A 25,849-nucleotide genomic window follows, 5' to 3' on the forward strand; every position below is an offset into this window, starting at 1 on the left:
TCATCAGTGTGGTTCGCAGCTTTTTCGCTTCTGAAATTGAGGATCGCCCCATTCTGAGCAGCAGTCTTCCCAGCGCAGATCGTGCTCTGTGATAGCCTCTGATTTTGTAGAAGCGTCGAATGGCTTCCTTGTATTCATATATTTCACGAAGTTCAGGATGGAAGTTCAGCCAGTGAATCACAATCCGCCTTTCATGACTTTCAAGGTCCTCAGCATTGCGCAGAAGAAGCTTACGCATGGGATGACTGGGCTTGTCACCGGTGATTCGCTTGCGAAAGCGATTCACAAGTTTTGTGAAGAGTCTTTGAACATGAAATCTGTCAGCCACAATACTGGCGTTTGGAAAATATTCCTTGGTCAGTGTGCGATAAACCGGTGAAAGATCCATGGTGACAACGCGAACATTGAAGCGTCCGGACAGCCGCTTTAAAGGCTCTTCAATTTCAGCCCGGGCGCGACCTTCCAGCAAATCATAAACACGCCTATGCGTATGATCGACTATGATGGTCGAGTATACAGTGGACCTGCCTTTGGGTTTTCGAAGCGAATGCTCATCAATCCCGATGACTGGCGGAAGCGGGTACAGCCGCTTTCTGCGACGAAGCTCAAGACTATCATATGTGGCCCGATAAACTGTATCAGCGGAACAATCATAATGTCTTTGAACTCTGGAAAGATCATGAAAGTTTTCCGCAGCCCAGCATATGGCCGACCGAAGACGCTCGGTTGTGCGTCGGCCTTTGCCGATTCCTGATATGGGCTCGGTGAATGGCTTTTTGCAATGGCTGCAATAGAACCGCCGTTTGTTGATGAGCAGAACAACCAGCTTGTTGCGAAGGGGTTCATCCTTGATGCGAACAGGACGATGATCGTAGACAGATTCCGAGGGGCAGGCACACTTGGGACAGACTTCGTGAGTCGAATTTTTCTTACATAAAAGCCCCAGAATTCGATTGCTGAGTTTTACTGATTTCACAAGTTCCAGTTCAGGAAGAAGAACGAGCCGTGCTAGTCTTTCCTTAGACATAGGCGCCCTCCTGGCTTTTTGATTCTGGCGAACCAAAATCTACGGCAGGTTTGCCTATGTCCCTATTTTATTTTTGGAAATGACCCACCACGAATCGAGAAGACCCAATACAGCGAACGGTTTTTTCAAATCATATCTCAGAGTTTGTCCCTCCAAAGTTTGGTCCCTGTGCGAAGCCCTTCGATAAAATCCTGCTCGACAGATCTAACTGAATTGATAATGGTATCCATGGTTGCTGGTACACGGGCTGCTTGCCATGCGACTACCATGATCAACCGTGCAAGATCATCGTTGCTTTCCGGTAGTTTATTGCTTTTGCGAATATCATGAACAATGGTCGCCCCCATGCCGTCGATGGTGTCGTTTCCGAGTTTATCGATGGCATATAATTCCTTTGGATCTTCATGGGGTTGGTCTAACGTCGGGGAGCCTGTTTGAAAGATTTGCCGGTCTTTAAATCATGGACCCAAATCTGACCATTGGGTTTGTAGTTTTCAATGAAATTATTCTGTAACCAAACGGGAATGTAGTGTTGTTTGATTGGCAAATTCATGAATTGTCTGTCCATTTGGTGACTGGCTTCATGGATGGTTTCGTTGGAATGGCGCTCCTCTAATCCAAAGAAACTTTCAAAACTCGTGAGTAGAAATCCAAAAGTGTTTCCATTCCCATCTCCAACGTTTTTTCTCGAAGGCCGCAATTTTTTGGCGATTTTGCATGGCTTGCACCCATCGGATGGAGGGCCTCCACCTTGCTGGTCAATCCCGGTCCTGGCGCCGGGCAAACTGAACCCAGCTCCTGTTCACTTGCCCGGGCCCTCAGTGCTCTCGGGCAAACTCTGTATCACCTTGCCTTTATCATCGATAAACTTAAGGACTGGGCTACCGTCCTGATGCACCATCATCAAAATGCGCGGCTTGCCTTGGGCATCGGCAAGGACGACTGCAGGACTTTTACCCCGCGTCCGGCCGACGAAGAGTCGCGTCGTCTCCCGTCCGCCAGCTTCCTCAAACTTCTTCAGCAAGGCCTCCTTTTCCGGGCCTTCAGGGGATTTCTCGTAGGCTTCCCACAGGGGCTCATAATCTTTCGACAGACCCCGATCATAGACCTTCAATCCGGTTTCCATGCCACCGCCCGATTCGTAGTGGCCTAAAGAGAGCTGCTGATCACCTCCGAAGCGGTCCATGGAAAAATGCATTCCGGAATTGGGATGTCCTGACTTGTCCAGCTTGCCGTCGAAGATCAGGCCACCGTTTTCATCACCGATTTCATTGTAGAAGATAAGACCTGGACGGGGAGTGCGCGAACCCTTCAACTCCTTGCCGCCAATCACGGGATCCGGCACACGCAGGCGATTGGCAATGACCAATTCTTTCCTGCCGTCGGGCATCACGATATTGATGCGCTCCACGTCGATTTCAGTGAATTTCTGATGGGTCAGGTTGGACTTGGCCGCCAGGAGAACGAGTGATGCCCCGGTTAAAGTCCCTACGAATAGCAGCTGTTTCAAACGACGATTTTGTTTCTGAAGCTCTGTGACAAGATCCTGAGTCATGGTCCCTTACCTCCTCTGTTGCCCGTTGCGAGCGCGTCTGTATGCGTCCAAACACCGTTCCGCCGTCATAACCATGTGACAGGCTTTGAGCGGCTTTTTTTCAAGGCATGGCAGCCCGCAGACTGAAGACGTAAATGAACCAGGAATCATGCATGAGAGAGGACGGGCGATAGAGCGGATAATGTCTTTGGCTGAGTATGCCCAGGGTTCGTGGAAGTTCAGTCAAAAGTTGATCTGGATGCGTTGTAAGACCATGACCCCAAGGCTTGCTCCTTAAAACATGCTTTGTAAGGTCATGGCGTGCTGATCATGGCTGCTGCTTTTTAAGTTTCTCGCCATCCTCAGTCAGGCATTTGGAGCTTCCCTGGAGAAGACCAAACAAAAGTAAAGCTGAGCGCCTGGGTTCTCAGGCTTTGCCGTAAACTTTTGCAAGCTTTCTGAAGCTGATTTGGTAAACGACTGTTTCGCTCGCTTGGAAAAATCGGCCCAGGGTTCCTCGGGATGCCGCCGAATCTCTCGCGAGCCCTGGTGGCTTAAAGAATGCCCTACCGCTCCATCTGCATAGCGCAGCCAGCCTTCCCAACAGAGGATCAGAAAGCCTTCCTTCTCTAAAATATCGATAGCCTCAACGGCCGCGTCCCATGGAAGAACCAATTCATCCTCAGACAGCGAAAGCTGCACGATGCGCTCCGGCAGAAATTCCGATTCTTCCATACTAAAATTCTCCCAAGCGTCCTGGTTTGAAATTTTCATTGGTAACAGTTAAGTTCGTTCCTGTGAATCATAACAGGATTGGAAAGCGGATGGCGGTAAAATCGACTATTTTCAAGGCGGATCTCAATATTGCCGACAGCAATCGGGCCTACTATGACGACCATGCTCTCACGATTGCCCGGCACCCTTCTGAAACCAATCAACGCATGATCCTGAGACTGGCCGTCTTTGCTCTGAATGCCCATGAAAATCTACAGTTCACAAAAGGCCTCAGCGAAATGGACGAGCCGGATATGTGGCAGAAGAGCTTGACGGGTGATATCGAGCATTGGATCGAGCTGGGCCAGCCCCTCGACAAGCGCATCAGGCAGTCCTGTGGCAAATCAGCTCTGGTCTCGATTTATACCTATCAAAGAGGGTCGGCTCAGAACTGGTTTGAAGGCATCAAGGATTCCGTGGATCGTTTCAAGCATCTGCGTGTGATTCACCTCACCTGTACGGATGAAGCCGCGATCGATCGACTTGTGGATCGTTCGATGAAGCTGACATGTATGATAGACGAGCAGCAGATCATGCTCACCAATGACAAGGACAGTCTTACGGTTGAGTTGAAAGTTCTGAAAGATTTTCGACTCTAAAACGGCGCATCCTGCTGCTCTTTTTTTATAAGGACCGAAGCCATGCTGAAACCCAAGGACCACCACGCGACTTCCACTCAATATAGGATCAAGGAAGTGCCGTCTCCTGCACTTACGGGAACGGCATTGACAGCCTGCATCACCTTGCTTGAGAGTAGCCGCCTTGCACGGCAGTCCCTGCTTCGATTGAATAATATGAATGTGCTGCATAACCAAAATTACAGTGAGCCTCCCAGTCTTTTACCCATCCCTTCGCCTCACCTGGTAGAAATTGAAAGGCAGAAGGCTCAACGAAATCCTTTGAAGACGAGTGCCGATTTTTTGGAGGGAGAACAGTCTGATGTGGGGGGCTATATTCGAAAGTATCAGGCCCGCATCACATCCCCGAGTGAAGTGGCTCAATCTGTGCTGAAGCATATTCGAGAGAGCAACGAGGAACCCGAGTCACTGCAAGCTGTTATTGCTGTGGACGAAGAAGGTTTGATGCGCGAGGCCATGGCCAGCAGCAAACGCTATGAGCAGGGGCAGCCTTTATCCCCACTCGATGGCGTTCCGATTGCCGTCAAGTCGGAAATTTTTGTTCATAATGTGCCATCGCAGGCGGGAACGTCGTTTTTGAAGGTTCCTGCGAATCATCCGGAAGCGACCGTTGTCTCCCGCCTTCGCAAGGCTGGAGCCTTGATCGTGGGCGTGACCAATATGCACGAAATTGGAATTGGTGTGACAGGTGCCAACATTCATTACGGTGCGGCACGCAATCCTTACGATAGGAAACGCATCACCGGCGGTTCGAGCAGTGGTTCAGCCGCTGCCGTTGCAGCAGGACTGGTGCCCGTGGCGATTGGAACCGATGGGGGAGGCAGTATTCGCATTCCGTCCTCTCTCTGTGGAGTCGTCGGGCTCAAGCCGAGTTTTTCCCGGCTTTCTTCGTATGGCCTGTTTCCCAGCAGTGTTTCCGTCTGCCAGGCAGGGCCGATCGCGCGCTATGCTGCCGACTGTGCTCTGGCCTATCAGGTTATGGCGGGACCGGATCCCCTGGATGGAAAAACCTATGCGCAACCCCCCGCGTCTCTCCGTGATTTGGATCGGGTTGAAGATCTTTCCGATCTTACCGCTGGAATTTATTCCCCATGGTTTGAACATGCTGATCCCGATATTGTGGCCATCTGCAATGAGTTCCTTCTCAATCTGCAAAAGCGTGGATTGAAGGTCGTTGAAATTGAAATCCCGGAATTGGAGGAAGCACGCGTCGCTCACTTTATAACCATTGTCTCGGAAATGTTTAACTTTATGAAAGGCCATCTTCCCCAGCATCGTGCGGACCTTGCTCCCACCACACGCTTTGCCTTGGCCCTGGCATCGGAATTAACTGCGAATGATTACCTTCAGGCCCAAAAGGTCAGGCAGAAATTCATGAATCAACTGGATGAGATTTTTAAGAAGGTGGATTTGATCGTTTCACCTGCCTGTGCCACGACTGCCGCATTGATTCCGGGCAATGCTTCGCATCGGGATACGCTGGATACCGTCCTGATGAGTCGGCTGATGCGTTTTGCTCAACTTTTTAACCTGACAGGACATCCGGCCATTAGTTTTCCAGCCGGATATACGGCTCAAGGTTTGCCAGTAGGAATTCAATTTGCTGCGCAATGGTGGGCGGAGGCGGATCTGCTGCGTGTCGCCAGAGTCGGTGATTGGCTCGTCGAGCGGCAGCGGCCTGAGAAATTTTGGAGTCAGTGAGGGATTGCGTTAATAAAAGAAGTTGATCGGATTCTCACAGACGAATGACTGGCGGTGATCTTTGTCGTAGGACACCGTCACGACAAACCCGTCCTCATATTTCTGGTAACAGTATTCAGGATCCCTGACTGGCCGAAATTGGCTTACATCAGACCACAAATTCCCCGCCTGTTCGCATTCACGGCGAGCTTTATCCTGATTCGCTCGCTTGTTCTCAATAAAAAGATAGGTTTTCGAATACAGAGGAAGAGGCTCAGGACTGAAAGAAGTTTTGGATTTTTCAGCTGAATCACATCGGCCGTCGGAAAAATTCTCATAAGCGGGTTGGAGGCCAATGGGCATCGACCCAACATAGGAACAGGTTCCGCCCTGAGTGGAGTATTGGTTCGTCTCACAAGCCCCCTCATAATGAACGCCCTGATAGGCCACCACGATTTTCTCCGTCCCATTATAGGAATAGGACACGTGCGAATTCTGCAGCATTACGGTGCAGTTGCCCGCGACGACCTGCTCATTCAGTTCAATCCCCCAGGGTTCTTTTTGTATCAAGGCAGCCGAACAGCCAACACTGATCTCACCATTCCTGGGTCGCTTATCATTCCAGCAGCGTCTTTCAGCAACGCCCCATCTGGCCACAAATCTTTTTCCGTCCAGAGGCACATCCACGGAGCATCGTGTGCTGGACAATTCTGAATAAGGATGCGTGTTCGTGCAAGCCTCTAGAAGCAGCACCGTCATGGACATTATAAAAAACGAAGCGTTCATGACCTTACCCGCGGAATTTTGGGACTTATCGGTAATTTCACGGTTTCACTTGACGGTGGTTTATCCCAACCGTTTAAACAGCAGAACAATTTCAAGTCGTCCTCCCAGGATAGCGGAAGCTTTCAAGTTTGAAGGTTAAAATGTCGATAAGGAGCAGAATTTCGAGGCATTATCGTGCTGAAATATATAATCATCGCAAGTTTCGGTATGACGGGCACGCTTTTCTTTCTATCCAAGCCCAGAAGCGTCGCGCAAAAAGCTGTGTCCTTGAATGTCCCGGAGTTGACAGCTGAGCCTTCGAAACCAGTGTCGACTGTGAAGAAGCCGACTCAGCCTGTCGCCCCAGCAGAGAGCCTGAAATATGCAGCCCTTCTTCCTATCGGTGCGCAGGCCGAGTCAGCCGACTCGCGGCGAAACCGACCGCGTGACGACTTTTATCAAAAGTACGTCCAGGCCACCGTTCGCTCCTGCTATGATGAACTCGTGAAGCGTCGGTGAAGGAGATCCGACAGTCGGATCTGGCAACTGCTTTTAATAAAATAACCAGGTCCGCAGACCTGATAACAAGATGATTCAGATGCGCTAACTCCATCCAGCGTCCAGGTGTCCAAAAGTTCTGGGACAGAAACGTGAGTGTCACCCATAACCCAATTCTGTTTATCCAGAGCGTGGTGCCGCGGATAGGGTTTGGATATTGAACGCTGCGATGTGTTCCGTGGACTCTTTAATGCAGCGAAAAATTGCGTTTACTCCGCAGAACACATCAAGTGCCTGAATGCCGCTCCGCCCTTTGCCTTGAAAATTCCCATCAAAGCGCGATCTGCAGCACGTTTGGGCGCTGTACCCCCTATCCCTTGCCGATCAATTCCCGAGTTTTTAACCAGCGATGACGTTTCACGTGATTGGGTGCTGCACGCTCTCAAGCCACCACTTTTTGATCCGCGGCTGCATCTCGGCAGTCCAATGATTCCAGTTGGACCTTGCCGGCGACCAGAATTTTGAAATGACATTTTTCGGGTTCATGCAGAATGGCCGGAGTTCGATACTTGCCCAGGACACTGGCTTCAAGGATCTCGGGGGCGCCAAAGGCCCCGGTGCCAGGCAGCTCCAGGTAGAGCTTGAGAACAGTGACGGTTACCCCCGTGAGAAAGGGCAGGATGGCTAGTAAGTAACCGTATTTTTTGTTTTTATTGAGAAATTCCATCACCAGACGCCCTGTGCTTGGGATTAATGCGGGCAGGACAGCTGCAAGACGAAGATATCGCACTGCATAAAATCATGCATAAACACGCTCTTAGTTTTTCCAAAAAAAAGCCGATTCTGGGGAACGGTATGGAGTTTAAACATCATCCATGAACCTTCTTCGTATCATTACCCTCTGGCTGCTGTGCTGCAGTTTTGCAGCGGCTGGTTCAGCCCGAGTGGATCACGATCCGTCCCCACTGACTTTGAGGGAAGAACCTCGGGGTGAGTCGCTGACGCATTTTTTGGGAATCCTGCGGGATATTCCCGCGGACTGGGATGCGGCCAGGGTCCATGATCAGTTTCTGAAGAAAACTTACGACATTGAAAAGGGCGAATCCGTAAACTTCGGCCTGGATTTTTCCATCAAGTGGGTCACGTTTCAACTGACCAACCCCTTTTCCTCCGATCGACTTGTTCTGATAGAAAACAACACGACGATAACCGATCGACTGGAGCTCTTTCAAAAAACGAGCGAGGGTTTCCGCCTTGTGGAAGCCCAGGGCGAAGCCATCCCCTTTTCCACCCGCTCCATCATGAGCCGGCAGCCGGCATTCCGCGTTGAGGTTCCGCCGGGAACGCATACCTATTTGATGCGTCTGGAGGCTCAGAATGTGATCCAGCTGGGATTGAAGGTCTGGGACGAACAGGCCTTTTATCGCAAAAATACTCTGGAATTGATGACGATCAGCCTTCTGCTCGGTTTTCACCTCGTGATCGCACTCTATAACTTTTTCCTGTTCGTCAGCGTCCGTGACCGGATGTACCTAATCTATGTCGCGTATGTGCTGAGCAACGTCATGTACCAGACGACGGCCATGGGCATCATGCAGTATGTGAATCACGCGTTCTTTGGTTGGGAAACTCTTGATAACCGGGTCATGATCCTATCCGTGGATGCTGTCATCCTCACAGCGCTCATCTTCTCGAATCTTTTCCTTTCGCTTAAGAACAACCTGCCGCAGATGACTCGCGCCATGATTCTGTGCGGTTTCGTCAGCTGCGTGAACATTATCATAAACCTCTTCATCTCATCCCAGACGGCTGCAGTCCTTTGTCTTTTCAACTCGGTGACCGCAGTGACTCTGCTCATCAGCTCCGGGGTCTATCTTTGCTGGAAACGCTATAAACCGGCCTATTTCTTCACACTGGCCTGGTTTTTCTACTTAACAGGAGCCTCCGCGAACATCTTCAGCCTGATCGGTCTCCTGCCGGCCTTTGAGGTCAGCAACTGGGTCCAGCTCTATGGTGGATCCTTTGAAATCGTCCTTCTCTCCCTGGCCGTCGGCAGTCGCATGTCCCATGTACAGACGCGCCTGACCCGGGTTTTGACGGAGCAGAAGCAGATTGAAAAGGTCGTGCGCTCCGCTCAATTCATGCGGCGTCGGGAAATGGAAAGCAGCCTGCCTGAATTTTTGAACTACGCGTATTACACAAGGCCTGCCGAACATATCGGCGGCGACTGGGTTGGTATGGTGAACTGCGCTTCCGAGAAAAAGATCTACATATACCTGGGTGATGTGATGGGCCACGGTCTCTCTCCCGCTCTGATGTCGGTTATCGCTTCGGGTGCCACGCGGGGAGCGATCCATAACAGTTTGCGTCAGGCCATGGATGAAAAGGAACGCATGCTTCACATCGTAAGATCCATCAACGACGCGCTCTTTGATCGGTGTCACGAAGCCGATTGCTTCATGAGCCTTGCTCTGATTTCGCTGAACTGGGAGACGGGTGCGCTCACCTATGCGAACGCGGGGCACACACCTCTTCTTAAAATTTCCGGTCAGCGCGTGCAGTCCTTTGTTCAGCCTGGCAGCCTGATTGGAATGTTCCGCGAACCCAGCTTCAGGGTGGAAAGCATCGCCATGCAGCCGGGTGAATCCATCTTCCTTTATACTGATGGCCTGACCGAAAACACTTCGCCTGGCGGCAAGCCTCTTCGCCTAAGGGCGATTCACAAAGCCCTGCAGACCCAGGGTTCCCTTGAGGACGGGTATGATTCTCTGATCCGCTTGATGAACAGCCACTGGAATGATCAGCCCGTCGAGGACGACACGACCTTCTTCATGCTGTGCCTCGCCGACATTCCCTCGCGGCGAGCCGGCTGAAATTGCGGTTAGATGCAGGTCCAAGTCCCTCAGCATCGAACCTGAGCCTCCGATATACCTTTACCTGCAAAGGAGCGGAGATATATGCTGCCATTAATAAATTATAAAAATGCGAATCGAATGGCCTTTGGTTTAACGCTGGGCGTACTCGCGGCCGTTCTCTTGACGAGTTTCTCCCATTATCAGCTTGAAAAGGCTGAATTCAGTCGCTTTTATTCCATTCAGCTGGCTCAGGAGCTGAAACAGGGTTCCCGAGATCTGACGATGAACGCCCGAACATACGTCGTGACAGGTGACCCGCGTTACGAAGAGAAATACTGGGAGATCGTGAACATACGCAGCGGAAAAGCTCAGCGCGCTGACGGGCGTACTATTGCACTGAAAAACCTGATGCAGGAAGCTGGCTTTACGGAATACGAACTAGGCCAGCTCACGGAGGCCGAAAGTCGTTCGAATGCTCTGATCAAAACAGAAGACACAGCCATGCATGCCGTCAAAGGTCTGTTCGCCGACGCCAACGGCTCCTTTACAATCAAGCGCGCACCGGACATGGAGCTGGCGCGTCGGCTGATGCACGATGAAGGGTATCATGAGCAGGTGAGGATCATCATGGAGCCCATCCAGATATTTGAATCGGCCTTGAACAAGAGGACCCTTGAGCGCGTGGAATCCTTGAAAACCCGCGCGGTATGTTTACAGATATTCGTCATTATTCTGGTGCTCGCCCTCTTCATCCTGTCTCTGGTCTCGAATCGTTCCCTTAAGGCCACGCTGTATGGAGCCAACGGGCAGCTCACATCCATTGCTCAAAAAGTTCATGATATGATGAAGAATCTGGAAGGCATGGCGAACGAGCTGTCACGCAATGCGAGTACGGAAGCCTCATCCCTGACGCAAACCGTGGCGGCTGTCACGCAAACCTCCACCACCATCAGCCGCAATAGCGTCAGCGCATCCAGGACCGCGGCGTCCACGGCCGAAGGTCGGGAATCCGCTCTGCGTGGAAAGAATTCCACTGAAAACCTTGGTTTTTTAATGAGCGAGATCAATCAATCGAATCAGGACATCATGGCCCAAGTCCGAGATGATCAGACGCGGCTTACAGAAATTGTGAGCCTGATCCGTGAAATTGCCAGCAAGACGCGGGTAATCAATGAAATTGCCTTTCAGACCAAGCTTCTTTCTTTCAACGCTGCGGTTGAGGCAGCCCGTGCCGGTGAGCAGGGCAAAGGCTTTGCGGTCGTCGCGGAAGAGGTTGGGAACCTGGCTCAGGTGAGTGGCAGCGCCGCGAAGGATATCAGCAGGATCCTGGATCAGAGCACGCAGACTGTGGAGCACATCGTCGCGAGCACTGCGGAAAAAGTGGATGCCCTGATCCGGCAAGGAGGCATTCATGTCGAGCACGGGGTCACAGCTTCCCGGGAATGCGCCGGCATCCTGGATGATATTGTTGCGAAGATCAGTTCGATTAACGTCATGGCTCAGGAAATTGCCAATGCCTCACAGGAACAGAATCTGGGCATGGCCGAGATCTCGAAAGCCATGGAGGCCATTGATCATACCGCGCAGGTGAACGCGTCCGCATCCAAACAGATTGCCGATATCACCTCGCAACTCAAAGCCGAGAGTGAAAGTATTCGAGAGCTGACGGAGACCATGAATCAACTGCTGGCAGCCTGATATATAATCAATATGATTAGGTTTTTCAGGTCAATTCGCAAAACGGCAGAGCCGGATTGGGTACTTTTCTCAGTTTTTTTCAAGAAAGCCCTGGCCGTACCGATATATAGCTCATCCTCTTGGCTGCTTTAGGGCAAGGAAGCTGTTATGACTGCGGTGTGGATGCGAATACTGGGACTGATCGTATGGAGCTTCATGGCCAAAGCCTATGCGAATCCCCTGGATCTTTCGCTGGAAACCTGGGACCTGAAAATTGCAGATGATCCTCTTTCTGTCCAGGAACTTATTGACCAGCATCGAACAACAATTGATCCTGAAGCCGCGCCTGCTATTTATCTGCGTGTCCTGAGCATGGATTGCCTCGTTCGCGCCCAGAGTGGGGCTCCTCTCCCGGCTGAAAATATCATCGATGCCGCCCTTCAGAATGCCAAAGCCATGAGTGCCTGGGATGAAGCCATACTTCTGACCTCGTGCAAGGCTCGCATCCGCATCAAGGCCGGTCAGCATCATGAGGGTGTTGTTTGGCTGGAAGAGGCTGTGGCGCGTGCCGAGAAGCATGAGAAGAGCAGCCTTCACATTCGCATTCTGGTTCTGCTTTCCAATTTTTATCTTTCCAATAATGAACAAGGCAAGGCCCTAGCCCTTCTGCAAAATGCCCAGTCCATACTGGAAAGCGACCGGAGTCTGGGGCAGATCGAAAGAGAACGCCTCAAGGTTGAAGTCACGATGGGGCTTGAGTCCACCGGCACCCACAACGTGGGCGTCGAAATTTACGAGAGCGCCCTTCAGTATTTTATCCAGGCAGGACTCCGCAGCTATCAGGTCATCATGCACTATAATCTTGCGGAAAGTTTCGTCTCCCTTCCGAAGTCGCGCGATTTGAACAAGGCCCGCTTTCATTACCAAGCGGCCGCGAATCTTGCGCTTTCGCTCCGGGATGAGATGACCTATGTCTATGCGCTGGCCGGCGTGGCCAAGGTCGAATATCAGCTGAAAAATTTCACAGCCGCTGAAAAACTTATGATGAAAGCCATTGATGCATTCAAGGATAAGGATTTCACATGGTGGGCGGAAAGCCTGGAGACTCTGGCTGCGATTAAAAAGGAGCAGGGTCGCCACGAGGAAGCCCTGGAGATCCTCAAAAAAGCCGAATCCATTCTGCCTGAGGCGCAGAAGGCTACGAAGCGCTCCATTCAAACGGAGATGGAGGATGTGCTGGTTAAACTCGGCCGTTTTCAGGATGCCTATGCCCTGCGCAAGGAGCTTTCTGAAGCGCAGATCGCAACACTGAAGAACAAGGCTGCCCAGGAATATTCCAAATTGAAGGTGGACCTGGGATTGTCTGTGGAAGAAGAGCGCGCCACGCTTTTGCAGAAGGAAAACGAGCGGCAGAAGAAAATATCCTACTATAAGACCATAGCCACGCTCTTTCTGGGGGCTTTGATCCTGGTTCTGATCGTTTTCATGATCTGGCTCAAGGTTCAGCGTGATCGCATTCGAAGCATGCAGAAACATATCCAGGAGAATGTGCTGCAGCGCTTCCTTCCCCCACAGATCATCGACAGCATACTGTCCGGGCAATCACCCCTCGATGAAGCGGCGCAGGAAGCCACGGTGACTATACTTTTTTGTGATCTCGTGGACTTCACCTCGTCCTCGGAGCGGCTGGGTGCGGATAAAATCGCCCGGGTCTTGAATCAGTTCTTTAAGGAGATGACGGAAGAGATTTTTGATGCCGGTGGCACCATCGACAAATTCATCGGTGATGCGATCATGGTCCTGTTCGGAGCACCGATTCATGCCGAGGCCCCGATTCAGGCTCAAAAGGCCTTTGAATGCGCGGAGCGGATACTTAAACGCATGAATACATTAAATGAGCAGTGGCGGCTGGAGGAAGGCGCGGAGTTTGCCATAAGGATCGGCGTGCATCAGGGTCAGGCAATCGTGGGATCCTTCGGCAGTCAGAAGCGAAGCGACTATACCGCGATCGGCCTTCATGTGAACATTGCTGCCCGCATTGAAACAGCGGCCATGCCGAACACGATTTACTTCAGCGAGTCCATCGCGCGACATCTTCCCGCGGATCGCTATACTGCCCTTGGTCCCTTCCGTCTCCGTGGGGTCAGCGAAGAACTGGACCTTTTCACCAATACCCCGGGGGCGTCTGACCGCAAATGTGCGGCCAGCTGAATCAATCATGCCAGCCCGGTTTCCAAAGCTCGGGATCACGGAGCGAGGCCCGGCTGACCCAAACCCGCACCTGCCGATCACAGACAGCCATCATCTCCAGTTCCCACGTGCCCGCTTCGGATTTACGGCGGGAGGCGATGCGATAGTGCTTCCAGCCTTCAAGCTGCTGCAGAGAAGTCCAGTTGGCATTGATCAGAAAGAGCTTCTTCGAAAAATGCCTGTGCGTCGTTTGCATGCCTGCTCCGCAAAAAGTTACGGCTTCAGGTTAGCTGAGTCTGAATGAAAAATTCATGAAATTTTGGGGAAGGTGAAGCCCCACGGCTGTGGGGCTCGGAAGCATGGGAGCCATCAGTTCTGAGCAGGAGCGGCCGTGTCTTCTGCAGCTGGGGCGGCGGCCGGTGTGGTCGCTTCCACGGCTTCAGGAGCCTGCGCTGCCTGAGCCACAGGATCATTGGCCTGGGCTGGCTTGCTTTCCGCAGTGAAAAGACTTGAAACCCAAAGACCATCGGTGGTTTTCAACCAGGTATTTTTCACTTCACCGGTCAAGGAAATGGCTTCACCGAATTTCGCAACGCGAGCCACTGCATGGCTTTTGCCAGGACCCTGGCGCACGTTTACCAGCGAGGCGGTGGGATACACAAGTTTTTCAGAACTTGTGACGACCGCGGCCGCGGGCTGGGACGCTTCTGCAGCAGGCGCAGGGACGGCAGCCGGAGCCACCTCGGCCTTGGCATCGAGTTTGGCTTCGACAGCGGCAGCGACATCATTGCTGTCCGCGGCTTTTTCCTTCACATCCGTTTCAGGTTTGGCTGCAACGGAGGCAGGAACTTCAGCCTCAGGGCTCACGTTTTCCGAAGCGTTTTCATCAGGAGTGGATGAACAGGCAAAAGACAGACTCAGGATCAAACTCAGCAGCATCGGGGACTTCATCAAAAGGACCTCCACTGTCAAACATATGGACACCTGAAGGGTGTCTGGGCACAGGAACCCGCTTGAGTTTCGGGGGCCTGCACCGTCTGGACTTCCCATCCAGCAAGATTCTGGCCACCCGACGTGAGGTCAACGCCTGAAAAACTGCAGCAGGGAACGAGCCCGATACGGCTGACCGATGCGAACGAAGTGCCAGCCGAAAAGCGTGGACCAGGCAAAGAAAGCCATCACCACGCTGGCGCCGATCAATAGATCAAGGCTCCGCTCGGAAGTTCGAACGGCAATCATCACCACTGCGGCCAGGGTCATCGCGAGAGCAAAGGCGGAAAGGGCCATGCGGCTTGCAAAGTGGTGCAGAACCTGAGGCAGGTTTTCGAGCTGGGGATTCAAAGCCCGCACCTGAAGATTCCCGGACTCGGCATCGTGCAGGATCTGATCAAGCTGCATCGGCAGCTGCTTGAGCATGCTCGAAAGACCCGTGACAGTGGAAAGGGAATCCTTCAGCATCGAACCGGGTGAAAAACGCTCGGCCATGAGGCGCTGGATATAAGGCTGCGCGATTTCCATGGCATTGATGTCGGGATAGAGATTGCGAATCAGGCCTTCAATCGTCAGACTGGCTTTGGTCAGAACAGAATATTCAGGTGCGAGTTTGATTTGAAAACGCTGGGCGGCACTCACGAATTCATCGGCAAGTTCCTGGGACTTGAAATCTTCGACGCGCGTGACGTTGATGTAGCGGTTCAGGATGCGATTGATCTCGGCCTTGAATTCATTGAGATTGATGCGCTTCAAGGGCGTTCCCATCCTCAAGAAGACGCGCGCGATCGTGCTGGCATCCCGCGAGACGGCGGCGATGATCAGAGTCACAAGATCGGCCCTTTGATCATCCCGCAGCTGTCCCACAAGGCCCAGATCAATCATGCACAGCGTTCCGTCATCGTTGATCAGAATATTACCGGCATGTGGATCGCCATGAAAAAATCCATCCAAAAGAACTTGCTTGCAAGCCGCATGAAGAATTTCCGTGACGGCATGCTTGGCTTCGGGTGATTGGGGGACCACGCGCCTGAGAGAGCGACCGGGAAAAAATTCCATGGTCAGGACCTGGCCGCTGGATAATTCGGGATAAGGTTTAGGCACCACCACACGGCGCCCTGGATCCAAAAGCTTGCGGGCGGTTTCCAGATTGCCGAGCTCTTCATGAAAATCAAGTTCACGCAGGAGTGCGATTTCAAACTCTGTGACAATTTCCGAAGGAGCGAGCAGACGCATTTCCTCGATGCTGACTTCAAGGGCCTTGGTAAGCATGAAAAGAAGGTCAAGGTCACCCCGCATGGTTTCCTCGATTCCCGGGCGCTGCACCTTGACGATCACGGCTTCACCGTCTTTGGTGACCGCGCGATGCGTCTGGGCAATGGAGGCTGTCGCCAGAGGTTCGCGACTGAATTCTGCATAGAGTTCGTCAAGCGATTGCCCCAGGCTCCGCTCGACAACGTTACGTATGGCCTCGAAGGGAACCGACGGCGTTTGATCCTGCAGACCTTCCAGCGCAGTAATATAACTGGCCGGCATGATGTCGGGGCGCATGGACATGATCTGTCCGAATTTGATGTAGGTGGGGCCGAGGTCCTCCAGAAGGCGGCGAAAGCGTGTGGCCGCCGGCTGATCACGCCAGCGTTCGCTGCTGCCCTCGACCTTCACCTGACTAAAAAAAATGCGGCCGATCGAGGAGCGGAGAAAGAGTTCTCCGAAACCATGACGAGCTATGATAAGAAAGATAGCCTGGAGGCGCTTGATATCACGAGCCGCGACTCCAAGCAGGGAATTGCTTGATTCAAAGGAATCTTTATCATGTGTTGGACCAGCCATGGCGCGCCCCCTAGGGTTTCTGTTCATGGCAATATAGCCCAAATTCACCCGAATTTTGCAGTTGTTTTTCCATCTGCATTTTAACCAGCAGGACGTGTACTATGCGTAAAGAAACAGGCATCAATCGGCAAATTGTTCTGGCAAGCCGCCCCAAAGGCAAACCTACATCCGAGAACTTCAAACTCCTCGAAACGCCCATCCCGGAACCCAAGGAATCCCAGGTTCTCCTGGAAACTCTGTATCTGTCGCTGGACCCCTATATGCGTGGGCGTATGAGTGATGCTCCTTCGTATGCCGCGCCCGTCGGCCTGGGCGAGGTCATGGTGGGCGCTACGGTATCCCGTGTGGTGACGTCCCGTCATCCGAAATTCAAAGCGGGTGACCTCGTTATGAGTTATGCGGGTTGGCAGGACTATGCCCTTTCCGATGGCCGTGATCTGACGCCGCTGGGTGATATGCCGCGCCCTTCCCTGGCATTGGGTGTTCTTGGGATGCCGGGATTTACAGCCTATATGGGGCTTATGGATATCGGCCAACCCAAGGCCGGGGAAACGCTGGTTGTGGCCGCGGCCTCGGGTGCTGTGGGTTCCGTGGTCGGGCAAATTGGAAAGATCATAGGCTGCCGCGTGGTGGGGATTGCCGGCGGGAAAGAAAAGTGCCGCTATGTGAAAGAGGAACTGGGTTTTGATGAGTGCCTGGATCATCACGGGGAAGGGCTGCCTGAACTTTTGCGCGAGGCCTGTCCCAAGGGCATTGATATCTATTTCGAGAATGTCGGCGGCAAGGTCTGGGACGCTGTCATGCCCCTTTTGAATACCAAGGCCAGGATTCCTGTCTGCGGCCTGATTGCTGACTACAATCGCACCTCGCTCCCCGAGGGGCCGGATCGTATGGGGCTTTTGATGGGAACCATCCTGCGCCTGCGTCTTCGCATGCAGGGCTTCATCATTAACATGGACTATGGTCATCGCTTCCCGGAATTCCGTCAGCCGATGGAACAATGGGTCCGTGAAGGACGCGTCAAATTCCGCGAGGATGTGGTCGAGGGCCTGGAAAAGGCCCCCGAGGCTTTTATGGGTATGCTGGAAGGCGCTAATTTTGGGAAATTGGTGGTGAAAGTTTAAGCTTTCCATCGACCGGAGCGGATCGCCTTTCTGAGGCTCCTGGGACTGAGAAATTCCGCAGCACCCAGGCGCTGATGGAATCCATAAGGCGGCTTCTCTGGTCGAGGAAGGTATAAAGATGGTCCGCTTCGGTGTGATGCTCCAGGGTGAGGATGTCGGAAGCATCCACACCCTTCAGCATGTCGCGGAACTGATTCTCGTAGTTATAAAGATGATCATAGCCGCTTGTGAAGATCACGAGGCAGGGCATTTTACGAGCCACAAAGCCTCGAAAATCCGTACGGATGCGATCCAACGTTGGGAAGGGAACCCAGAACTGATCCTTGGCATCCTGCACGTCGATGCCGCCCCCTTGGGAAAAGATTTTTTTGAAGAGACGCTCCCAGTAGGCGCGACTTTTCAAACGCTTCAGGATGTAGTTCTTATAGTAGGCCCCTACACGATACGCATAGGTATCCACCATGGAAAGGCCCACCACGCGCGCATCAGTCTGCGCCACGTAATGAGCATCAATGGCCCCTGAGCAGTTGCCATGCAGAATGAATTCCTCGAAGCCCCATTCCTGCTGCAAATAATTCATGGCTTCCCGCACATCAAGCACCGTCGAAGCCAGTTCGCCTTTGCGTGGAAGGCTGTCGCCGCGTCCGGTCAGATCAAAACGGAAAACGGGCAGACCGAGACGGGTCAGCGTATGACTCAGTTCCACAGCCACGCGGTTGGGCCCCATTTTATGGGAAATGCCTGTATTCCAGGTTAAAACCGCTGTTTTGCAGGAGCCATCATGGTGATCGCTCGTTGCCAGAATTCCTGTCATTTCCTGATGACGTCCAAAGCGAACCGCTTTTTGCTTCATAAGGCACCTCGCACAGAATCCACCACTACGCGCAGCAGCTGGTTGGGAAAGTCCTGAAATTGCAAAGATCGAGCGCAGCCCCACCTCAGGTTGTCACTGATGCGGACTGTATGGGTTTCCTCAAGCTCCTGACTCAGGTGCTTGAAAAGAGGCGATGCATCCGGGGCGCCCTGGCTTGTGATGATGGTCACAGCCTTGGCCTTGATCGGTGAAGGCAATGTCCTGAGAGTCTGATGCTGCCAGGATAGAAACGCATGATGCGGAAAACCCAGAAGCTGACCCTGAACTGCGGTCCTGGGATAATTCGGAGCCACGCGCAGATGCTCGTCGAGCATCGCCTCCTGCATGCTCTGGGCTTCCTTAAGATAGGCGGCGCCATCCAGTACGGGATCAATCAGGATAAGCTTCCGAACCCGTTCCTCGGCGACAGCCTGCAGCGCAAGGGGGCAGGCGAGGCGCGTGGCCACTACCGAAACGCGGCGGATCAGGCCGCTGGCCTTCAGATAGCGAATGGCGTCCTGAATATTGGTTCGGCAGCGATGAAGATCATAATCACGACTGTGCCCGGAGGAATCGCCCGTCGCAAAGTAATCAAAGCGCAGCGTATGATAGCCGGCTGTTTGAAGCCTTTGCGCCATCTGCCTTTGGGCCCAGTGGAATTTTTTCACCTCATGAGGGGCCGGCGCACAGAAGATCACCGCCTCCCGCAGATTGGAGGCGGAGGCAGGAACCCCGAGAAGGCCATAGATGTCCTCGCCTTCGGATTCAAAAAAGAAAGGCTGTTCGGGATGAACCGCAACGCTCATAGTCACTGGAGGCTGCTCCTTCTCTCAAGCGGCTGCTGCATGGCGGACGGCTGTTCACCAGGCGCATGATCCAGTCGATAGACCAGCTGCTCGAAGGTTGAAGTCAGAAGATCGGCCAGAGAAATCGACTTGCCTGTGGCATCACTGATTTCCTTGGCCAGGATAATGGCCAGGAGCGAATATCCACCCAAATCAAAGAATGTGCTGTCGTTCGAGAAATCACTGACCTTAAGACGATTTTTCCAAAGCTCGCGCAGAAAATCCTCGGTCGATCCGCTCTTGTTCCTGGGGCGCTCCTGCTCGGCATTCGCGGCACAGGAGGCCTTTAGAATCTTGCGATCAATTTTGCCATTATGCGTCAGCGGAATGGCATCTATGACCTTGACCATATTCGGCAGGAAATAGTCGGGAAGACTCTTCCGCATGAAATCCTTGAGCTCATGCTCGCTGAACGGCAACGCCGGACGCGCGTTCACGAAGAGCACTATCCTCTGGTCACCGGGTGAAAATTCATGAACCACGGCCGCCGAGAGTTTTACGGCTTCATGGGTATTCGCAACCGCTTCGATTTCGCCCAGCTCTATGCGATAGCCGCGGATCTTCACCTGATCATCGGCCCTGGAGATATATTCAATCGCTCCATCGTCGACGAAACGCGCCCGATCACCCGTATTGTAGATGCGTTCGCCACGCACGAAGGGGCTAGGCAGAAAGCGTTCCGACGTCAGATCCGGGCGATTCATATAGCCGAGCGCCAGGGATTGTCCGCCGATATAAAGATCACCGATTTCACCAGCCGGCAGAGGATGAAGCTTTTCATCCAGGATATGGATCGAATAGTTTTCCAAAGGGCGGCCGATAATCTTGTGATCCTCGGGGCTCGTGAGCTGGTGATAGGTCGCCCAAACGGTCGCCTCTGTGGGACCGTAAACATTATAAATGGCCTTCAGCCGGGGAATTAATTTCTCCGCGAGGTCCCGAGGAAAGGCTTCGCCGCCGCAAAGTCCGGTAAGATTCCCGGAGCCTTTCCAGCCGCTTTCCGTCAGAATTCGCCAGCCTGAGGGTGTGGCCTGGAAGAAGGTGACACCATAGTCGTCGATGGTTTGGGCCAGTTTTTTCCCATCCAGAGCGCTTTCGGAATCCATAAGGATGAGCGTCGCACCCGAGGCGAGAGTCAGAAAGATCTCAAGGACGGAGATATCAAAGCAGATGGTCGTCAAAGCCATCAGAACATCGTGGGACTGGAAATCAATCGCCTTCCGCATGCTATGCAGGAAGTTGACCGCAGAACTATGAGGGATCTGAACGCCCTTGGGTTTGCCCGTGGATCCCGAGGTATAGATCACGTAGGCCAGGCTCTGAGGAGGCAACTCAAGGTCCAGAGCCGCATCACTGCAAGCCACGATTGCCGCGGCTTCCTCATCCATCGCGATCATGCGAACACCAGCAGGCATGCTCAGGGTGTCGGCATATTCCTCTTCAGTCAGGATAAGATTCAATCCGGAATTTTCCGCCATATAGCTGAGTCGATCGTTGGGATAGGCGGGATCCATCGGCAGATAGGCGGCTCCTGATTTCAGGATGCCCAGCATGCCAACGATCAGTTCCATGGAACGATCCATCGATATTCCGACGATGTCCCCTGGCCGTACACCATTTTTTTGCAGATAACGGGCCACGCGATTTGAGCGACGGTCAAGTTCAGCGCGTGTCATGGTTTTGTTGCGATAGCGAAGAGCGATCCTCTCGGGATGCTCCTGACAGCTCTCGGTTACGAGCTGGTGGATCGAACCTTTGATCTCAGGCGTTTCCACCGGAGCCGAAGCAGCCTGAGCCAGCTGGATGGCATCCAGGATATGCTGCAGGGCGGGGGCTTTCAGTATGTCCTTCAGCTCGATTTCGATGCCGTAGGTCTTTTGGATTTTTTCAATAAGACGTATGGCGAGCAGGGAATGGCCGCCCTGATAAGGGAAGCTCTTTTTCATATCCACATGCTCAAGACCCAGAATATCCTGGATGATACTTTTGAATGCAGCGACGGCTTCATCCGCTTCAGGCTCTGCAGCTATGGAGACGGGTTTCTGCAGATCCTCAAGCGTCGCCTGAGGATGTTCTGCCAACGCTTTCATCACTGTTCCAAACGTCTGCATGAAGCCCGTAATCGTTTCCGCATCGAAGAGATTCTGACTGTATTCAGCGACGATGCGAAGCTCTTCAGGATGCTCTTCGACCCAGATGTTAAGGTCCGTGGCTGGGGCAGCGCGCGATACGTCCCCCATGAATTTCATAAGTACGGAACCCATGTCATAGGTTTCTTTTTTAACCTTTTCGAACGAGAAAAAGGTTTGGAAAAGGGGATTGATGGCCGGATCCCGACGAAGTTCGAGTTTGCGCATGACCTCGTCGAGTGGGGCATCCTGATGATCAAAAGCGGCAAGGGTCATGTCCTTGATCTGACGCAAAAAGTCGAGGAAAGCGGTCCGCTCCTGCACTCCACTGCGGAGCGCCAGGGTATTGGCAAAGAAGCCGATCATATCCTGCGTCTCGGGGTGCGTGCGACTGGCGATCGTCGTGCCGACCACGACATCACGCTGACCTGAGAGCAGCATGAGCAGGTATTTATAGCCTGCAAGGACCAGCATAAAGGGAGTGGCTCCCATTTTTGCGGCCTGTTCCCAGAGGGGACGCAAGGGCTCTTTTGGAATTGTAAGAGTCACGAAGCGGTCCACTTCCGGCTGCATCTTCGGCCGCGGACGATCGGTAGGCAACTTCAGGACGGGAAGCGCGGACGTCCCGAGATGTTTTTGCCAGAAGGCAATCTGCTGATCCATGGCCCCGCTGGCGATCCAGTCCTGCTGCCAGGCAACGAAATCTGCATACTGAACGCGTGGTTTGGTGCGGTCAACGGCAAGGCCGAGGCAGAGATTTTTATAGACCTGGCCGACTTCGGACAAAAAGCGCTGAATCGAAATCAAGTCAAATACGATGTGATGGACGTGGAGCAGGAACACATGCTCCTGCTCATGGATCTTGAAGAGGTGGAAGCGGATCAGCGAGCCCTGGTCGAGACGGAAAGGAATCCGGCCGAGCTGATGAAGACGGCTATGAAGCTCGGTTGCGGCTTCTTTTCCCGGCAAATGGGAAAGGTCGATGATATCGAGTTCGGCCGGCGACGTTTCGCTGACCTTTTGATAAATGCGGTCCTGTTCCAGATGATAGCTGGAGCGCAGAACATCATGTCGGCTGACGACACTTTTCAGACTCTCAGCCAGGATCCCTGCATCCAAAGCACCCTGGATCGAAAAATAGATCGGAATATTATAAGTCGTCGCTTCAGGATTCACCTGGGCATGCATCCACATGCGCCTTTGGCTGAAGGAAGCCAAAGATTTGGTGGACGACGCGACCTGGATCATGGATGAGGAGTTCGAAGGTGCGGCTGTTGCTGCCTGCTTTTCCAGCCAGGCGCTGAGGCGGTTCAGAGTCTGTTCCTGCTTGATCAAAAGGCCGTTGGGAAGATCAACGCGGAACTCGCGCTTCAGGCTTGCCGATACCTGGGTGAGCGTCAGCGAGTCAAAGCCAAGCTCCAAAAAGCCAAGGTCATCATGGGAAGGAGCCATGGACATTCCAGATGCTTCGATGAAGATCGCCCGAATTTTTTCTTTAAGATTTTCTGAGGGCAAGGTGATGAGGTTGTTTGCGATGGAAACCGGCTTGGGCTCCTCGTTGTTTTCCTCAAGCGTGGTCGTGACTGCTGGCCTGCCCTCGGCGGGGATGGTTTCAAGCCAGTGGCTCACTTTTTCAAAGGAATAGGTTGGGAGAGGAATCCGCTGCCGCGTTTCCCCTGCGAAAAACTGTTCCCAGTCGAGCGAAGCGCCTTCGCTCCAGAGCTGACCTATGGCGTGAAGGAAGCTTCGATACGGATCATCGCCGGTCAGAGTCGGTATGGCTTTGAAACGAGCCGGATCTGACGAGGCCTTGCGAGCCAAAACCGTGGCCGTATCACGCGGACCCAGCTCCAGAAGAAGATAGGGCTGTGCGGCCCACAGCGTTCGGATGCTATCGAAAAAGCGAACCGCCTGACGCATATGCTGAGCCCAATAGCGTGGGCTCTGCGCCTGCTCGGCCGTAATCCAGGTCGCGGTCAGAGTGGAGACGTAAGGTATGCGAGGAGCCCGGAATGTAATGCCATTCAGAAGCTTCATAAAGTCGTCGCTGATCGCATCCACCGTCGGTGAATGAAAGGCATGCGAAGTCTTCAGCGCCCGGCAGCCGATACCCTTCATTTCGAGTTCAGCTTTCAAAGCGGACAGCTTTTCGGACGATCCTGCCAGCACGCATTGTTTGGGGCCGTTGATGGCGGCTATATCAATCGTGGCATCCAGAAGAAGACGGGCTTCGGACTCACTCAGATTCACCGACAGCATGGACCCTGGGGCCATGGACTGCATAAGCTTGCCGCGCTGTGCCACGAGGAAGAGAGCATCTTTCAGATCAAGGACGCCGCTCAGCGTCGCGCAGGTAAACTCGCCGAGACTATGACCCACAAGGGCATTGGGTTTCAGGCCCAGCTGAAGGAAATACTGGGCCAATGCATACTGGATGGCAAAGAGAGCCGGCTGCGCATAGCAGGTTTGGGCCAGCTGCTGTTCAGCCGTTTCTTCCGAGCCTCGCTGCGGATAGACCAGATTCCGAATATCAAGCCCAAGAATAGGCAGCAGTATATCCGCGCAGCTATCAAAAGCCTTGCGGAAGACGGCCTCATTTTCATAGAGGGCCTTGCCCATATTCAAAGACTGCGTCCCTTGACCAGGAAACATGAAGGCCAAGGGTCGACCCTTCTGCGGGGCGACGGCTGCAGACAGTTCATTGCGATTCAGCTTTTCCCGCGCTTCCTCGACCGTCGAAGCCACCACGAAGCGTCTTTGAGCAAAGGATTTGCGTCCGGCCGCCAAAGTATATTCGATAGCCGACAGACTTTCCTGCGGATGAGCGCGCAGATGCGCGGCCAAGGTCTGGGTGTTCCGTTCCAAAGCCCCTTGGGTTTCACCCGAGAGAAGAAGGATATGAGCGGGCTTGCTGCTGTTCTGAACTTTGGCCGCCGGCGCTTCCTCGATGATGACGTGAGCGTTGGTGCCGCCGAAGCCGAAGGCGCTTATGCCCGCCCGCAGGGGTTGCGTTCCAGATTTGAGACGCACGGCGCTTGTAGGAATATAAAAGGGCGACTGATCAAGGTCGATCGAGGGATTGGGGCTTTTGAAATTGATATTGGGCGGCAGAGTTTTGTGCTTAAGAGCCAGTAGAGCTTTGATCAGGCCCGTAACACCCGCCGCTGCATCCGTATGCCCGATATTGCCTTTGAAGGCACCCAAGGCGCAAAAACCCTTCTTTTGCGTGAAGGGGGCAAAGGCGGCTTTAAGACCTTCAAATTCCACCGGGTCACCCAGAAGGGTGCCTGTCGCGTGGGCTTCAATAAAGGAGAGTGTTTCCGCCGAGACATTGGCATCCTTGAGGGCCTTGGTGATGACCTTGGTCTGACCATCCGCGCTGGGGGCAAAGAAACTCATTTTCTCCAGGCCATCATTATTGATGGCACTGCCGATGATAACGCCATAGATATGATCGCGATCACGCATGGCATCATCGAGTCTTTTCAGAACCACGATGCCCGCACCATCACTGAACATCACGCCTGTGGCATCGGAGCTGAAGGGACGAATATGTCCATCGCTCGCAAACGGCAGACCCGGCCCATGCATGAAGCCCGCCTTTTGCGGAACATAGATGGACGATGCGCCGGCCAGAGCGATGTCGCAGGTTTGGTTGCGAAGTCCAAGGACGGCTTGATCAACGGCGACCAGAGAGGTCGAGCAGGCCGTGTTCAGACTTATGCTGGGGCCACGCAGATTTAATTTATAGGAAACACGGGTCGCCACATAATCTTTCATGTTGCCGACATTGGCGGCCAGACTGCCCACCTTTTGGATCAGATCTTTTTTATCCAGAACGTTATGGATGTGGTAATAATTGTCGCCGATTCCACCATAGACCCCGATTTCGCCCGGAAAGCGGTCGGGGTCGTAACCGGCATCCTGCAGAGCCTCATAGGCTACTTCCAGGAATACACGCTGCTGCGGGTCGATGAGCTTGGCTTCGCGCGGATTGATGCGAAAGAACTCAGCATCAAATTTATCGGCATCCTCCAGCACACCCCGGGAACGGCCATAATTCGGATGAGTCCGTTCCTCGACGGGAACAGCGGGATCAATTTCATGTGGTGCAAAGGTTGTGATGGATTCGACGCCAGCATTCAGATTCTGCCAGAATTCGGCTACGTTGCGTGCGCCTGGAAAACGTCCTGCCATGCCGATGACGGCGATTTTGGTTCTGCCGATGGAGGGGTCAGGCGTGGCCGGCGAAGGCTCTTCGCGACGCTCTTTTTTCAAAAGCTCGATTTGTTCCCGCATGATTTCCATCTGCTGGGAAAACAGTTCTGCGAGTTTGATTTCTGAATGGCTTTTGACATCTGACATCGTGCTTCCCCAAATAAGCAAGACCCGTTCATCGCATGGGCTGAATAGCTGCATAGAGAGCGTGCCAATATT

The 25,849-nt window shown here is 53.1% G+C and carries 18 protein-coding genes; 7 read left to right on the forward strand and 11 right to left on the reverse strand.

What is annotated here, in order from left to right; genetic code table 11:
• From VFO10_RS17160 to VFO10_RS17170, 3 genes are all read right to left on the reverse strand, one after another.
• The coding region (locus tag VFO10_RS17160) for an ISL3 family transposase (protein ID WP_325142369.1) at nt 1–1,027 on the reverse strand (1,027 nt) is incomplete at its 3' end.
• A gap of 802 nt (nt 1,028–1,829) precedes the next feature.
• Entirely contained in the window at nt 1,830–2,582 is a 753-nt protein-coding gene (locus VFO10_RS17165) for a hypothetical protein (protein ID WP_325142371.1), read from the reverse strand.
• A 345-nt stretch (nt 2,583–2,927) separates the two neighbouring features.
• Complete coding sequence (locus tag VFO10_RS17170) at nt 2,928–3,296, reverse strand: hypothetical protein (protein WP_325142373.1); 369 nt, start codon at nt 3,294–3,296, stop codon at nt 2,928–2,930.
• A gap of 89 nt (nt 3,297–3,385) precedes the next feature.
• Between VFO10_RS17170 and VFO10_RS17175 the strand changes: the two genes are divergently transcribed.
• Together VFO10_RS17175 and VFO10_RS17180 are read left to right on the forward strand one after the other, a co-directional pair.
• Nucleotides 3,386–3,934 (forward strand): YaeQ family protein, encoded by a 549-nt coding sequence (locus VFO10_RS17175; protein WP_325142376.1) that lies wholly within the window; start codon nt 3,386–3,388, stop codon nt 3,932–3,934.
• A 42-nt stretch (nt 3,935–3,976) separates the two neighbouring features.
• Nucleotides 3,977–5,674 carry an amidase gene (locus VFO10_RS17180; RefSeq protein ID WP_325142378.1) on the forward strand — a complete coding sequence of 566 codons (1,698 nt, stop codon included), beginning with the start codon at nt 3,977–3,979 and terminating at the stop codon, nt 5,672–5,674.
• Nucleotides 5,675–5,683: 9 nt separating this feature from the next.
• On the opposite strand, the gene VFO10_RS17185 is transcribed toward VFO10_RS17180, so the two are convergent.
• Entirely contained in the window at nt 5,684–6,340 is a 657-nt protein-coding gene (locus tag VFO10_RS17185) for a hypothetical protein (protein WP_325142380.1), read from the reverse strand.
• 273 nt (nt 6,341–6,613) lie between these two features.
• On the opposite strand from VFO10_RS17185, the gene VFO10_RS17190 reads away from it, so the two are divergent.
• Complete coding sequence (locus VFO10_RS17190; protein ID WP_325142382.1) at nt 6,614–6,937, forward strand: hypothetical protein; 324 nt, start codon at nt 6,614–6,616, stop codon at nt 6,935–6,937.
• A 421-nt stretch (nt 6,938–7,358) separates the two neighbouring features.
• On the opposite strand, the gene VFO10_RS17195 is transcribed toward VFO10_RS17190, so the two are convergent.
• Nucleotides 7,359–7,643, reverse strand: a complete 285-nt coding sequence (locus VFO10_RS17195; RefSeq protein ID WP_325142384.1) for a hypothetical protein — start codon at nt 7,641–7,643, stop codon at nt 7,359–7,361.
• A 148-nt stretch (nt 7,644–7,791) separates the two neighbouring features.
• On the opposite strand from VFO10_RS17195, the gene VFO10_RS17200 reads away from it, so the two are divergent.
• The 3 genes from VFO10_RS17200 to VFO10_RS17210 all read left to right on the forward strand — a co-directional run bounded on the left by VFO10_RS17200 (nt 7,792) and on the right by VFO10_RS17210 (nt 13,659).
• A complete protein-coding gene (locus VFO10_RS17200; RefSeq protein WP_325142386.1) occupies nt 7,792–9,789 on the forward strand; it encodes a SpoIIE family protein phosphatase in 1,998 nt (665 codons plus the stop codon).
• Between the two features lie 1,035 nt (nt 9,790–10,824).
• Nucleotides 10,825–11,469, forward strand: a complete 645-nt coding sequence (locus VFO10_RS31465) for a methyl-accepting chemotaxis protein (RefSeq protein WP_414697038.1) — start codon at nt 10,825–10,827, stop codon at nt 11,467–11,469.
• 147 nt (nt 11,470–11,616) lie between these two features.
• Nucleotides 11,617–13,659, forward strand: coding sequence for an adenylate/guanylate cyclase domain-containing protein (locus VFO10_RS17210; protein WP_325142390.1), 2,043 nt, complete (start codon nt 11,617–11,619; stop codon nt 13,657–13,659).
• A gap of 1 nt (nt 13,660) precedes the next feature.
• On the opposite strand, the gene VFO10_RS17215 is transcribed toward VFO10_RS17210, so the two are convergent.
• The 3 genes from VFO10_RS17215 to VFO10_RS17225 all read right to left on the reverse strand — a co-directional run bounded on the left by VFO10_RS17215 (nt 13,661) and on the right by VFO10_RS17225 (nt 16,461).
• Nucleotides 13,661–13,894 (reverse strand): TIGR02450 family Trp-rich protein, encoded by a 234-nt coding sequence (locus VFO10_RS17215; RefSeq protein WP_325142392.1) that lies wholly within the window; start codon nt 13,892–13,894, stop codon nt 13,661–13,663.
• 113 nt (nt 13,895–14,007) lie between these two features.
• Entirely contained in the window at nt 14,008–14,589 is a 582-nt protein-coding gene (locus VFO10_RS17220; protein WP_325142395.1) for an SH3 domain-containing protein, read from the reverse strand.
• 129 nt (nt 14,590–14,718) lie between these two features.
• On the reverse strand, nt 14,719–16,461 hold the full coding sequence (locus VFO10_RS17225; RefSeq protein ID WP_325142397.1) for an ABC1 kinase family protein: 1,743 nt from the start codon (nt 16,459–16,461) through the stop codon (nt 14,719–14,721).
• Nucleotides 16,462–16,562: 101 nt separating this feature from the next.
• On the opposite strand from VFO10_RS17225, the gene VFO10_RS17230 reads away from it, so the two are divergent.
• Nucleotides 16,563–17,585: an NADP-dependent oxidoreductase gene (locus VFO10_RS17230; RefSeq protein WP_325142399.1), complete on the forward strand. Its 1,023-nt coding sequence runs from the start codon at nt 16,563–16,565 to the stop codon at nt 17,583–17,585.
• Here VFO10_RS17230 and VFO10_RS17235 read toward each other — a convergent pair.
• The 3 genes from VFO10_RS17235 to VFO10_RS17245 are packed head-to-tail and all read right to left on the reverse strand — an operon-like array spanning nt 17,554 to nt 25,777.
• On the reverse strand, nt 17,554–18,438 hold the full coding sequence (locus tag VFO10_RS17235) for a hypothetical protein (protein ID WP_325142401.1): 885 nt from the start codon (nt 18,436–18,438) through the stop codon (nt 17,554–17,556). The two genes, VFO10_RS17230 and VFO10_RS17235, sit on opposite strands and share 32 nt — an antisense overlap.
• A complete protein-coding gene (locus VFO10_RS17240; RefSeq protein ID WP_325142505.1) occupies nt 18,435–19,244 on the reverse strand; it encodes an alpha/beta fold hydrolase in 810 nt (269 codons plus the stop codon). Before VFO10_RS17240 ends, VFO10_RS17235 begins: the two co-directional genes overlap by 4 nt.
• A gap of 2 nt (nt 19,245–19,246) precedes the next feature.
• Entirely contained in the window at nt 19,247–25,777 is a 6,531-nt protein-coding gene (locus tag VFO10_RS17245) for a non-ribosomal peptide synthetase/type I polyketide synthase (protein ID WP_325142402.1), read from the reverse strand.
• Nucleotides 25,778–25,849 lie beyond the last annotated feature (72 nt).

The sequence above is a fragment of the Oligoflexus sp. genome (assembly GCF_035712445.1).
Lineage (GTDB): Bacteria > Bdellovibrionota_B > Oligoflexia > Oligoflexales > Oligoflexaceae > Oligoflexus.

What these genes read in the sequence shown, in the direction of transcription:
- VFO10_RS17165 (WP_325142371.1), bottom strand. Translation starts at nt 2,582, where the DNA reads ATGACTCAGGATCTTGTCACAGAGCTTCAGAAACAAAATCGTCGTTTG.
- VFO10_RS17170 (WP_325142373.1), bottom strand. Translation starts at nt 3,296, where the DNA reads ATGGAAGAATCGGAATTTCTGCCGGAGCGCATCGTGCAGCTTTCGCTG.
- VFO10_RS17175 (WP_325142376.1), top strand. Translation starts at nt 3,386, where the DNA reads ATGGCGGTAAAATCGACTATTTTCAAGGCGGATCTCAATATTGCCGAC.
- VFO10_RS17180 (WP_325142378.1), top strand. Translation starts at nt 3,977, where the DNA reads ATGCTGAAACCCAAGGACCACCACGCGACTTCCACTCAATATAGGATC.
- VFO10_RS17195 (WP_325142384.1), bottom strand. Translation starts at nt 7,643, where the DNA reads ATGGAATTTCTCAATAAAAACAAAAAATACGGTTACTTACTAGCCATC.
- VFO10_RS17200 (WP_325142386.1), top strand. Translation starts at nt 7,792, where the DNA reads ATGAACCTTCTTCGTATCATTACCCTCTGGCTGCTGTGCTGCAGTTTT.
- VFO10_RS31465 (WP_414697038.1), top strand. Translation starts at nt 10,825, where the DNA reads ATGAGCGAGATCAATCAATCGAATCAGGACATCATGGCCCAAGTCCGA.
- VFO10_RS17210 (WP_325142390.1), top strand. Translation starts at nt 11,617, where the DNA reads ATGACTGCGGTGTGGATGCGAATACTGGGACTGATCGTATGGAGCTTC.
- VFO10_RS17215 (WP_325142392.1), bottom strand. Translation starts at nt 13,894, where the DNA reads ATGCAAACGACGCACAGGCATTTTTCGAAGAAGCTCTTTCTGATCAAT.
- VFO10_RS17220 (WP_325142395.1), bottom strand. Translation starts at nt 14,589, where the DNA reads ATGAAGTCCCCGATGCTGCTGAGTTTGATCCTGAGTCTGTCTTTTGCC.
- VFO10_RS17225 (WP_325142397.1), bottom strand. Translation starts at nt 16,461, where the DNA reads ATGGCTGGTCCAACACATGATAAAGATTCCTTTGAATCAAGCAATTCC.
- VFO10_RS17230 (WP_325142399.1), top strand. Translation starts at nt 16,563, where the DNA reads ATGCGTAAAGAAACAGGCATCAATCGGCAAATTGTTCTGGCAAGCCGC.
- VFO10_RS17235 (WP_325142401.1), bottom strand. Translation starts at nt 18,438, where the DNA reads ATGAAGCAAAAAGCGGTTCGCTTTGGACGTCATCAGGAAATGACAGGA.
- VFO10_RS17240 (WP_325142505.1), bottom strand. Translation starts at nt 19,244, where the DNA reads ATGAGCGTTGCGGTTCATCCCGAACAGCCTTTCTTTTTTGAATCCGAA.
- VFO10_RS17245 (WP_325142402.1), bottom strand. Translation starts at nt 25,777, where the DNA reads ATGTCAGATGTCAAAAGCCATTCAGAAATCAAACTCGCAGAACTGTTT.